7 protein-coding genes and 1 pseudogene are annotated in these 13053 nt (G+C 39.5%); all 8 read right to left on the minus strand.

What is annotated here, in order from left to right; all coding sequences use genetic code 11:
- Nucleotides 1-540: 540 nt before the first annotated feature.
- On the minus strand, nucleotides 541-2778 hold the full coding sequence (locus ACQ5H4_RS17620; RefSeq protein ID WP_430776300.1) for an alpha-galactosidase: 2238 nt from the start codon (nucleotides 2776-2778) through the stop codon (nucleotides 541-543).
- Between the two features lie 98 nt (nucleotides 2779-2876).
- Nucleotides 2877-5903 (minus strand): beta-galactosidase, LacZ type, encoded by a 3027-nt coding sequence (lacZ, locus tag ACQ5H4_RS17625; protein WP_430776301.1) that lies wholly within the window; start codon nucleotides 5901-5903, stop codon nucleotides 2877-2879.
- A gap of 34 nt (nucleotides 5904-5937) precedes the next feature.
- Complete coding sequence (locus ACQ5H4_RS17630) at nucleotides 5938-6756, minus strand: carbohydrate ABC transporter permease (RefSeq protein ID WP_430776302.1); 819 nt, start codon at nucleotides 6754-6756, stop codon at nucleotides 5938-5940.
- Complete coding sequence (locus tag ACQ5H4_RS17635) at nucleotides 6749-7645, minus strand: carbohydrate ABC transporter permease (RefSeq protein ID WP_430776352.1); 897 nt, start codon at nucleotides 7643-7645, stop codon at nucleotides 6749-6751. Before ACQ5H4_RS17635 ends, ACQ5H4_RS17630 begins: the two co-directional genes overlap by 8 nt.
- Nucleotides 7646-7779: 134 nt before the next feature.
- A complete protein-coding gene (locus ACQ5H4_RS17640; protein WP_430776303.1) occupies nucleotides 7780-9069 on the minus strand; it encodes an ABC transporter substrate-binding protein in 1290 nt (429 codons plus the stop codon).
- 179 nt (nucleotides 9070-9248) lie between these two features.
- Nucleotides 9249-11006, minus strand: coding sequence for a sensor histidine kinase (locus tag ACQ5H4_RS17645; RefSeq protein WP_430776304.1), 1758 nt, complete (start codon nucleotides 11004-11006; stop codon nucleotides 9249-9251).
- Nucleotides 11007-11020: 14 nt separating this feature from the next.
- On the minus strand, nucleotides 11021-12535 hold the full coding sequence (locus tag ACQ5H4_RS17650; protein WP_430776305.1) for a response regulator: 1515 nt from the start codon (nucleotides 12533-12535) through the stop codon (nucleotides 11021-11023).
- 375 nt (nucleotides 12536-12910) lie between these two features.
- Nucleotides 12911-13006 (minus strand): annotated as a pseudogene (locus ACQ5H4_RS17655) (hypothetical protein); the annotation flags it as partial.
- Nucleotides 13007-13053: the final 47 nt, after the last annotated feature.

The raw sequence follows: 13053 nt of genomic DNA on the forward strand, positions 1-13053 counted from the left end.
TATTCTATTATACCAACTACACTACCTTCTTCTTATTAATCAACATGTTCTCTCAATAGGATTTTAATGGTACGGTGGGTGAAACTTTAATCCTGAGTTTGCGCACGGACTGTACGCAACTTTATGCTGTTATGAGTTAGTGGTTCTTCCGATACTAATGGCGGTTTACCGCGACGCATCAAAATGAGGGTCTCAGCCAAGCAAAGGTAAAATAAACGGAGATTTTCCGGTTAAAGACAAAATGAAGCTCGTTTCGGGGCATATAAGGGGAGATTTTCCGGTTACGCAAAGAACCCCCGCCCATTTTCACGTTTTTCGAGCCAATAGGCGGAATTTTTACGTCTATTAAGACTATTTTTAATTTTATTTTCTACTTAAACGGAATTTTTACGTCTATTTTTTCATTAACAAACTCAACGAAAACGCCATTTCCTTACCATGCTTGTTAGGAATGTAGGAAAATTACAAATTCAACTTACTAATGCAGCAAAAAATCCCTCAAACTATGGTACGAGGGATTTTCCACCTTTAATCATTCCTTTAAAAATGATTGTTTTCTGTCCTTTTTAAGTAAAACACACAGGATTGGAAGTCTCCTCCGCGTTTGGCTGCCTGCCTATTAATACCATTAAATTCTGTTGGCAGTTGAAAACCGACTTGCATCAGTTCATCTCCAAAATACATCTGCCCCTCTACTTCATACACCCCATCTTCTACTAACCCTCTTAGCAATAAGGTCTGATGCTTTCGAGAATTCGGTGTGGCCAATACCTTATAGTATCCTACCAGTGCCTCTGATTGATCTGTACTCACCACCATCCAGGCAGTTTCATTTCCATCAAAAGGGCTCAGTAGCCTATAAAAATTCCCATCACGAATCAAACGTCGATGTTCTTTATAAAAGATCACCTGGTTCTTTATTTCATCCTTTTCTTCCTCCGTTAACGTTAGGGGATCCAATTCATAGCCAAACGTCCCAAAATAAGCGGTATTCGCCCTTGTTTCTATTGGTGTTACTCTTAATGTCTGATGATTTGGTGCAGCTGATACATGGGATCCCATACTGTACAATGGATAAGCAAAGGAGGTTCCATACTGTATCTTCAACCTTTCGACGGCATCCGTATCATCACTTGTCCATGCCTGTGGTGCATAATATATCATCCCAGGGTCAAATCGCCCACCTCCACCTGCGCAGGATTCAAACAATACATGCGGAAACTCCTTCGTTAACTTTTCATAAAGAGAATACACCCCTAAAATATACCGATGGAAAAACTCTCCCTGTTGGTTCGTAACTAATTTTTGTGAAAAAGCCTCCGTGATATTACGATTCATATCCCATTTACTATACGAAAGGTTAGTTTGCTTGATAATTCCAGCCATTTTCTCATAAATATCATCAACAATCTCCGGTCTTGAAAAATCAAGAACGAGCTGGTTCCTCCCCAATGTACGAGGCTGATTAAGCATTCCAACTGCCCAATCTGGATGCTCCCTATATAACTCACTGTTCGGGCTAATCATTTCGGGTTCAAACCAAAGACCAAACTTCATACCCGTTTCGGTAATTTTTTTGGACAAGCTTTCCAATCCATTGGGAAGTTTATTCAAGTCCACCTGCCAATCTCCTAGTGAAGAGGTATCGTCATTTCTTTTTCCAAACCAGCCATCATCGAGAACGAACAGTTCAATTCCTAATTCACTGGCTGATTTAGCAATGTTCACGAGCTTTTCTTCATCAAAATCGAAATACGTGGCTTCCCAGTTATTAATTAAAATCGGACGCTCTTCCCTTTTCCATCGCTCAGGTATTAGATTGTCACGGTAAAGATGATGGAAGGCCTGACTCATTCCATTTAGACCCTGGTCGGAGTATACCATCACCACTTCCGGTGTTTGAAAATGATCCTCAGGCGGAAGACTCCAGTTAAACCCAAATGGATGAATCCCGATGGTTACTCTCGCCATATCGTAGTGATCCACTTCTACCTGCATAATGAAATTGCTGCTATAAACAAAGTTAAAACCGTAAACTTCCCCAGTATGCTCTGTCGTATACGGTCTTCTTAATGCTAGGAAAGGATTATGATGGTGTGAGCTTGCCCCGCGTAAACTTGAAATCGACTGAATTCCCATTTCTAGCTCGCGCTCCTTAACATGCCTCTCGCGTGACCAAGTCCCTCCTAGATGGGTCATCATGAAATCTTTATCTGGTAGGTCAAGTACTGCTCCCATGAGCTGATCAATCATCAGATTTTCGCTGCCCTTATTTTTCAAGGTCGCACTTCTAGTAATAACGGGTTTGTCTCGGAAAATGGTGTAAGTAAGTGTCAATTCCGCTTCAAGAAACTCATCCTTTAGAAAAATTTGAAGGGTGCTGGCATCCTGGTGATCATTTGCATAGGTGGCCGGAAGTCCTTTTAGCTTTGGCTTTCCTTCTAAGATTTTAAAAGAGTCATAGGTGAAATTTGGTATATGGGGCTCTGATTCTTTCCTAACGATGATCGCTGGTTCCCTGAAGTCTGAGTTTCCGTACGCAGGATACTCTTGTCTTAATGTTTCTAAACTAAAGGCCGGATCATCCTCATACACATGACAACTGGCAGCGGTTGGGACATCATAGGTTTGTAAATGGGTAAAATCCTTCCTGTTCCGTAATGCCTTGCCGTAATAAAGATGACCTAACTGCCCATTTTTCATCACATGAAAAATATAGCTTATTTGCCCATTCGTTAAATGAAATTGCTGTTTTTCTAGATTTGTATGTATGAACATAATCTCACCTTCTCTTCTCCTAGTTCTAAGAATTCCTATGAAAGAAGGGAAGCTAAAAAAGCTCCCCTAATTTTGTTATACTACTACCTATTCATCTATTACACTCGTTGAATCATAAATTCAAATTCTAGATCCTGGTCTCCCTTGATCAAGTGCTCGTCATGAACTGGAGCACCCCAGCTGTCGTCTCCACCGACCCCCATTTGCTTGGCGGCGACTGTTACAACCGTATAGTGGACATTGGGCAATTCATAGATATGCTGTGCATTCTCCAGTTCCAATGCCGTATATGGAGAAAAATTACACTCCAACGGCTCAGTTACCGAAGAAATCTTTATTCCCTGACCGTTACGACTGGTCACGTTCACACGACGGACACCGGTTCGATTACCAGATTCCTGTGGCATAACATAATCTGATAGATTGTCAGATACCTGGTTTTTAAAGGTAGTTAGTTTTGTACCCATCGCACGGTCTGAGTAATTTTCTTCCGGTCCCATTGCATACCAGTCAAGCTGGTCATAATCCGCTGGCAGCTTGAAAGAAACTGCAAAAATCGGCATTTGTGGTAGATTTTCAGCTCCCTTATAGGCAGACTTCACACGAACGCTTCCATCTGGATAAACCGTGTAAATCGTCTTCACCTCAATGTCTTGGTTAATGGAGAATTTATAAGTAAAAGCAATGCTCACTTGGTTGCTATCTTCTTCAAGTTCAATATTTACACACTTTCGCGCAAGACTTGCCGCAAACCATAGCCCCGAATGGAAGCTTTGAGAAAAGCCACGGTCATTATCCGTTGTGGCTCTCCAGAACAATGGTGCAGGAGGCATGGAGATCATTTCTTTCCCCGCATAGTTTAGTGATACTAAGCTTCCGGCCTGCTTCGAGAACATCACGGAGAAGTCTCGACCATGAACGCCAATATTCACATCACCACGGACAACACGTAAATCCCCGCTTCCTAATATTATTTCTCTAGAACCCAACTGATACACATATTGACCAAAGGCAATCTCATATCCTACTTCAGCCCAAACGGTGCTTTGCTTCAATTTTAGTGAGGCTTGAATACAATACTCACCCGATTCATGAGTAACTTCCTCAGGGAATGTAAACTCAATTCGTCCCTCACTTTGCGGTTCAATGGCTGCTAGAAGAGTGTTTTTGTACAATTCCTTTCCTTCACGATATAACACATACTCGAGTTTGTAATCTGCTGCATTAGAGAACAAGCTTTCATTTTTTATCGTGACACCTGTCTGGTCTGGTACTAGTTTAAAATCTTGATATAAAAATTTCACTTCCTGCATTTTTGGAGAGAGCTCACGGTTTGCGTAGACAATCCCATTTGTACAGAACCCATAATCCGTTGGACGGTCGCCAAAATCACCGCCATAGGCTAGATATTCATTTCCATAACGATCCTTCTTATAAATGGATTGATCAATATAATCCCAAATAAATCCGCCCTGATACATCGGATACTTCTGCTCTAGTTCTGTATATTTGTACATCCCGCCAAGTGAGTTCCCCATTGCATGCATGTACTCGCAGCTAATGTACGGCTTCTCAGGGTTGTCATTTAAATACTTCTCAATATCGGCAGGCTTTGCATACATACGGCTTTCCATATCACTGGTGTCATTATAATTACGATTGTGGAACACACCTTCATAATGAACGAGTCTGCTAGGATCAGCCTGTTTGAAATATTTCGAGACATTCAAAATAACTTCACCCGCGTATGATTCATTCCCACAGGACCAAATTAAGATGGACGGGTGATTTTTATCTCGTTCCACCATGGATATCGCACGGTCCATGACAATCGGTTCCCATTCTGGCTTATTACCTGGAATATTCCATGAAGGCTCAACCGCCCCCATTTTTTGCCACGATCCATGGGTTTCAAGGTTCATCTCATCAATGACATACACACCATATTCATCACATAATTCATACCAATAGGTTTGGTTCGGATAATGTGACGTACGAACGGCATTGATGTTATGCTGTTTCAAGGTTTTAATATCCCAAAGCATGTCTTCCTTTGTAATCGCACGACCATGACGAGGATTGAATTCATGACGGTTCACACCCTTGAATACAATACGCTCTCCGTTAAGATGCATGATTTTATTCACGAGTTCAAATCTTCTAAACCCAACCTTCTGGGGAACAACCTCTACTAAACTTCCAGACTGGTTATAGATTTGAAGAAAACATTTATACAAATAAGGATTCTCTGCACTCCATAGGGTTGGATGCTCAACAGGCATCGAAATCAACCACTTGCCATCGAAATATGTAGCACTTGCTGTTTGAACTAGGCTCCCTTTTGCATCGACCAATTCAGCAGTTATTTTTGAAGGCTTCTCCCCTTGAAGCTTTAAATCAATCGAAAGTGTCCCTTTTGTAAAAGATGAATCTAGTTCAGGACGAACATGAAGGTCAGCGACATGAATTTCTGGAATGGTATAAAGATAGACATCACGGAAGATTCCTGAAAATCTCCAAAAGTCCTGATCCTCAAGCCAACTGCCGGTACTCCGTTGATAGACCTCCACCGCGAGTTTGTTCTCCCCCTCTTGTAAATAGGGAGTTAACTCAAATTCCGCAGGTGTAAAAGAATCCTCACTATAGCCAACAAACTTACCATTTACCCATACATAGAAGGCAGATTCTACTCCTTGGAAAGAAATATATACCGGCTTTTCCTGCATCGTAGCTGGAACATGGAAATACTTCACATAGCTTCCAACTGGATTATGATCCGTAGGAATTTCCGGTGGACGAAGTTCATGGTGTCCATCCCACGGATACATCGTATTCACATATTGAGGCTGTCCGTAGCCCTGGAGTTGAATATGCCCTGGAACGATAATGTCTCCCCAGCCAGCACAGAGATCATCTTTTTCAAAAAAGTTTACTGGGCGATGTTCGGGATTCATACTGTAGGTAAACTTCCAATTTCCGTTTAATTCGTGTCGCAATTTCATTGGTGACCCTTTACTTGCTTCTTCCATGGTTGTGTAGTACACATGGTCGGAATGAGCAGGAACACGATTAACCGCATACACATTTACATCTGTAAGCCAGCTTAAACTTGGTGTAGTTGTCATATCTATTACACTTCCTATCTATATTTTTAATTTCCTATTTAACAGAGCCCATCATTCCAGCAACAAAATGCTTTTGCATAATAAAGAAGATCAGTGCTGCCGGTAAAGTCGCAATAACAATAGCCGTCATAATCACGCCAAAGTCAGGAGAATAACTAGAACCAAGTACCGATATCAACAATGGAATGGTTTGATTTTCTGGTGACTGAAGCACAACTAGCGGCCAAAGGTAGCTATTCCAGCTGGCCATAAACGTAATAATGGCCGCCGCTGCATACGTGGTTTTCATCGTTGGAATATAAATTCTAAGAAAAACGCCTAGCTCCGTTAACCCGTCAATTCTTCCTGCCTCAAGAATGTCCTTTGGAAACATTTTCGTACTTTGTCGGAAGAAGAAGATGAGAAAAGCAGTTGTTACGGTTGGTAAAATAACCGCGGAAATGGTATCAATTCCAATCATCGGTGCCGTTTGCGAAATCGTTCCAAACATCCTGAATAACGGAACCATTAATGCGGCAAATGGAATCATCATGGAAAGGAGCAAGAAATTAAATAAATAGTCCTTTGCCTTGCTTTGGAAAATCTCAAACCCATAGCCAGCCAATGAAGCGATGAGCATTCCAAGTACAGTAGTAATAATTGAGATTTTCGCAGAATTAACTAGGGCAGGAATAAGATCAACTGTATTAAGAAGATTGGTTACATTTTCTATTAAATGACTTCCTGGTAATAATCTCCCTTTTGTGACATCCACTGATTTATTCGTTGCACTGATGATCATCCATAAAAATGGAAAGATAGAGACAATTGAAGCGATCGTAAGAAACCCATACCCGAAGACTTTTTTAAGCATTTTTATCACCTGCCACTTTAAACTGAATGATGGAGAAAATAACGATCAAAATAACAATTGCATAGGAAACCGTAGCTGCATACCCAAAGTCCGGCGTATATTTAAAGGACAGATTGTAAATATACTGAGAGATGGTCATCGTCGCATTCCCTGGTCCACCCACCGTTATATTCATGACTTCATCGAACAGTTGAAGCGTTCCAATCGTAGAGGTAATGCTAGTAAACAAAATGATTGGTTTTAACATAGGAATCGTAATTTTGAAAAAGGTTTGAATCGGTGAAGCACCATCGATTTTGGCTGCTTCATAAATAGAATGATCGATGTTTTGAAGGGCTGATAGATAGAAAATCATGTTATAGCCAGTCCAGCGCCAGGTAATGGCGATAATGATCGTGATTTTCGCCCAAAATGGATCCGTCAACCATTGAACCGGCTCTGAAATGAACGATAGCTTCATTAACATAATATTAATCAGACCATCTTGACCAAATAGATATTTGAAAATAACAGAATAGGCAACAAGCGAGGTGACACACGGTAAGAATATGGCCGTTCGGAAAAAGCCCTTAAATTTCAAAGCCTTATCATTCAGTAAAACCGATATAAACAATGCAAGAATAATCATCAATGGGACTTGAATGATTAAGTAAATCACTGTATTTTTTACCGTGGTTAGAAATACAGGGTCTTTTAATAAACGTGCATAATTTTCGAAGCCGACAAAGGTTAAGTTTGTTCCCCTACCGGATTGTAATGACATAATAAAAGCCTGAACCATCGGGTAAAAATAAAATAAGCAAATCAACACGGCGGCAATCGTTACAAACGACCAGCCAATGACTGTGTTTTTCAATCGATGCCCGCGAGTGGACTTTACTGTCTGGATGGATGGGTTGGCTTTTGCAGGTATCACATCAAGTCATCTCCTTATCTAGTTTTTTAAAAATAAAAGCCCCGACAATCTCGCCTGACACTAAATCGCTGAAGCCGACGAGTTACGAGGCTTTTACCCTATTTAAATTATTTCACCTGAGTTTCAGCTTGACCTTGAGCATCTTCTAATGCTTTATCAAGCTCTTTACCTTTAATAAAGTTTTGTGCTTCCACTGCAAGAATGTCCTCGATTGCGTATGTGTGTAAGCCAAAGTTTACTTGTGGAATCTCTGCTGTCCATTTTGCGAAATCAGCAATGATTTGTTGACCGCCAAAGAACTCGTCTGCTGCTTGGTATGCTTCACCTTCAGAAGCTGGCTTATACGTACCGATTGCGCCAATTTCTTTATTGATCGTCTGGTAGAACTCAACGTTTGAACCGAAAGTTTTTCCAAGGAACTCAGCCGCTTTTTCTTTACCTGGTACGTTAAGAACATACCAAGAGCTTCCGCCTAAGTTTGAAGCGTTTACAGAATCAGCTACACCTGGAAGTTTCGGGAATGGAACAACTGCCCATTTGCCAGATTGTGAAGCTTCCGCCTTCACAGATGGAGTAATCCAGTTACCTGTTGGTACAGTTGCCACATCACCGCTGTTAAATCCTGCTAAGAATTGACTCCAGTCAGATACTGGTTTCACTAAATCGGCATCTAATAGCTTCTTATAGCTTTCAAATGCCACTTTAAGTGCTTCATTATCAGCCAAGTTAGGTGTGACACCATCTTCTTCTAAGTACCATGAACCAGCTGTTTGAATCATCATACGAATTAATCCAAGGTCATTAGGATCTTGTGTTAACATTTGTTTCCCAGTTGCTTCTTTTACTTTTTTACCGATTTCAATGTACTTATCCCAATCGATGTTTTGTAGATCTTCAACTTTATAACCAGCTTGCTCTAAATAATCGGTTCTTACATATAGACCTGTAACGCCCGTATCAAATGGCAGACCGTAGTTCTTTCCATCTAAGCTTGTTGGAGCAATTTTATAATCAGCAAAATCTTCGGCTTTAAATGTGCCTGTTAGTTCGTGGAACATATCTGGATATGCCTGTAGGAAGCCTTGTGCACGATAATCTTCAATAAGAACAATATTCGGCATCCCTTTCGTTGTACCAGAACTTAAGCTCGTATTTAACTTTTGAATAATGTCATCTTGTGCGTTTTCGATAATATTAATCTTTAGTTCCGAATCCTCTGAAGCATAAGTTTCTTTTGCAAGTTCCATTGCTTTAATGTTAAAATTCGGGTCCCAAGCCCAAACCGTTATTTCATTTGTATCCTTTGCCTCACTAGAAGTCTCTTCTGTTTTAGAGCCTGAGGAACAAGCCGTCAGTAACAGAAAACTTGCTAAAAATAATACAAGAAGCTTTTTCATCGATATCCCCCCAATTTTGATTTCTTTCTCTTTTGTAAGCGTTATCTAAACCTTACATTCCTTATATTAGCAACATTCCGGAGTTATTAGTTAGGACGATATTTTTAATACCTTGTAAAATTTTCAGTTAATTGGATACGCTTACAATCTACTTATTGTAATTTTTTTAGATTCTAAGACTATTTTTGACTCGGAAGGGTAATCCTCACCTTTGTCCCTTCTCCTAGCTTACTAGATATCGTTACACCATAATCCTCCCCATAGATAAGTTGGATTCGCTCATGCACATTCCTTACCCCAATTCCAGAGAAGTGCTGTTGTTTACGTTTCGTATCAGGGAGATCACATTCTGCAGAAACCTCCATCCCATTCCCATTATCAACAACCTCACAAATTAACGTATTGTCATCCTCCCAAACCAAGACATTGATATATCCCTCATGCTTTTGAATAAATCCATGAAAAAAGGAGTTTTCCATAAAAGGCTGTAAAATCAGCTTGGGGATTTGCATTTCTTCGCATCCAGGAGAAACAAAATAGTTTACTTTTATCCGTTCACCATAGCGTTTTTGATTGATGAGAACGTAATTCTTGAGATTATCTATTTCCTGCCTTAACGTAATGGTTTCACTAACATTGCCAATGGTATTTTGTAGTAGGGAAATGAGTGCATTAATGATTGCATCAGACTCTTCTTTTCCACCTTGCTGGACCATGAACTTGATTGATGTTAGTGTATTGTATAAAAAATGGGGGTTAATTTGCTGCTGCAAGGCCGCCAATTCAGCATTCCGCTTCTGTTTTTGAGACACGACCAGTTGATCAACATACTCATGAAGCTCATCAAGCATGGAATTAAAAGCATGTCCGATTTGTCTCGTTTCATATGTTCCCGATACGGTTACATACTGGTCAAAGTCATGCTTGGAAGTACTTTCAATTTGCTTTACTAACTTTGACAATGAATTGGTCATTCTTCTTGAAGCTAGAAACACAAATAGGAGTGCAACAAAAACAATTCCCATTGAAATAAGCACCATTTTCTTTTTATCAATCAGATTGCCAAAGGCGGTTTTTTTATCAATGATATTAAACATATACATTTCATAAGATGGAAGGTATTTCGTCAAAATGATATGTTCTTTTCCTAAGAAGTCCCCAATGATGTAATCCTTCGATTCAGTTTTTATTTCTTGAGCATAGTGAAGTAATTCCTCTGATTTTTTGCCGATAAGCTCTGACTGATCGCTCGACATAATGACTCCCGATTTGTTTACTAAGAACACATGGTTCCCTGGACTTGTATAGCTTGAGTAAAATTTTCTAAACTCACTTTCTTGTATAGCAAAGTACATAGAGCCGTAAATGTTTCCAGAAGTTCTTTCCATCAACGCTTTTGATGTAACCATGTAGCTTCCCCCTGTACTAGCAGGGCGTTGGTCCAATTGGTACATCAGCTTCTTCGGCTGACTAACCGTATTACGATCAATCACACCCTTCTTTAGCTCCTCATCAGTTATTGGCCAGTACGTACGATCAGTGGAAAAAATAATACCATTAGTGCCTGTGATAATAATCTCGGTTTCATACGTATCGACACTAGATTTTATCCTTCTCATTTGCTGCTCCAACGTAAATAAATCATGGTATCTCTCTACATTTGAACCTTTCTTTGTAAGAATTTCCTTTATCGTACCGCTTTGAAGTAAGTTGTTTGATGCAACGACAACCGAATAATGGTACTTTTCGAAGCTTTCCTCTACTTGATCCATTACTTTCGCATTGGTGATACTGAACTTATCAAAAAAGAATTCCTCTGACATCCGAATCGTCGTCCACGTAATGGTTATAGACACCGTAATGATGATGATGACACTTATTAAAAACATGGTGATAAACAAGTTGTTATGTCTAAATCGTTCGGGAATATATCTCATGTGAATACCATCTCTTATCTCGTGTTATGTTTTCTTCTAAATTGACTTGGTGACAGACCAGTAAATTTTTTAAACACTTTGCAAAAATAACTGTGGTCAGAGTAACCCACTATTCCACTAATTTCTGAGATCGTAGCCTTCCCCTCGATTAGCTGTTTAGAGGCTTCCTCAATTCGAATCCGATTCAAATATTCAATAAAACCCTCATCATTATGTGACGAGAAGTAACTTGATAAATAGGATGGATTGAAATGAAAATGCTTGGCAACGTCCGTCAGGGTTAACGGCTCCGCATAATGATCCTTGATATAATCTAGCAGCCTTTTCATATTCAGGTTGTCGTACTGAATGGAGGACGACTGGATACATTCTTTTGCCTCTGAAATAAACTGTGCTAGTAGATCGACAGCCTCTTTAGCCGTCTTCGTCTCATCAATTGACTTAAAATACGTGTATTTCGCTTGATCCAATTCCTTTACTTGATAATCCATGTTCCCAAGCAGAACGGTGATATTAAAAATGATGTTTCCGAAAAATGCCTTGTATTCATATACATCCAATGTATAGCAAGTGGAAAGGGCTGTTACATGATTATCGAGATAATTGAAAGCACTTTCAAAATTTTTCCGCTTAAATTCACTTGTAAACCAATCTAAGTTAAAGCTCTCTCGATTACCCTCTTGCATGGGAAGAGTTTGTTTCATTAAAAGTGGATGTTCAGCGAAATAAAAACGGTAACTTAATAATTTCGTCAGGCTCTCTTTGTACATCCTTCCTAACGATGAAAAATCAGTAAAAGATTCGCTCAAGGCAAAAACATAATCAGTAGTTGATTCACCCACTGTTTTTAGGTACTTTATTAGCTTTGAAAAATGGCCTCCATTGACTAGAACAATATTTTTATCATAAAAAAAAGAATACTCTTCACCTAACTCTGTCTCCATATGTCCCTTAAGAGTGGGAGACAACTCCGTTTTTCCATTTCTAAAAACAACACCTAATAAACAAAAATTACGATAAGGGAAGGTGTCAAAAATCTTCTCCTTAGCAAGAGGTACTTCATATCCAGCAATCAGTTTTTGGATCATTTGCTCAATGGAAAGGTCAACCGCTGCAGGATTCTCCGTTAATTGTAATTTAGGAATTCTAGCAGCAGCCGATTTTAAGGCTTTTAAAAGTCCCTTCGCCTCTAGCTTCGGCTTAAGAATATAATCAACCACTCCGCTTTGGAAGGTTGAGCGGACATAGTCAAATTCTCCAAAACTGCTTAGGATAATGATTTCAATCTGTGGATAACGTTCCTTGATAATTCTCGTTAATTCTTCTCCATCCATCATCGGCATCACAATATCAGTAATGACAATATGTGGATGGGCCGCTTCAATGATTTGAAGTGCTTCATGACCATTCGATGCTTCTCCGACAATTTCAAATCCTTCCTGTTCCCAGTTCAGATAATGCTTAACCCCTTGTCTAATCAATATTTCATCATCAACGATTAACACTCTGCCACGTTCGCCAACGGTCACTTCTATCCCTCCAGATGGTGAGAATTTCATATATTAGTAATATTTTATTATATAAAGTAGACTTTTGGGGGAATTTGAAGATAATAACTACAAGTTCTTCATTATAAAAAAACACGTAAACTCCCTAATTGGGGGTTATACGTGCTTTCTTTTAACAATATAGGCAAAGAAATAAATCTGCAACAGAGTTATAAAAATTAAAAATACCTTGTTTTCTATTATAATGCTTATACATTATCAAGCATTTCTACAATGATTTTTCATGATCGTTTTTAAGTTTCTAAAAACAAATAATGCAGGAACCTATACAGGCTCCTGCTTCTAACGGAACTATTAGCGCACAGCATCAAATTTGGCGAGAATATTGCCTACAGACTATTTAAGAATAAGTTGCGATACGCACTCAACGTGCGTCGTATGCGGAAACATATCAACAGGCTGAACTTCAACCGTGCGATACCCACCTTCTTTAGCTTCATCTCAAGAAGACGCACCTTGACGGTTCCTTTGGTTCATTT

Origin of the sequence: Bacillus coreaensis (assembly GCF_050586445.1) — a bacterium.
GTDB classification, from domain to species: domain Bacteria; phylum Bacillota; class Bacilli; order Bacillales; family Cytobacillaceae; genus Robertmurraya_A; species Robertmurraya_A coreaensis.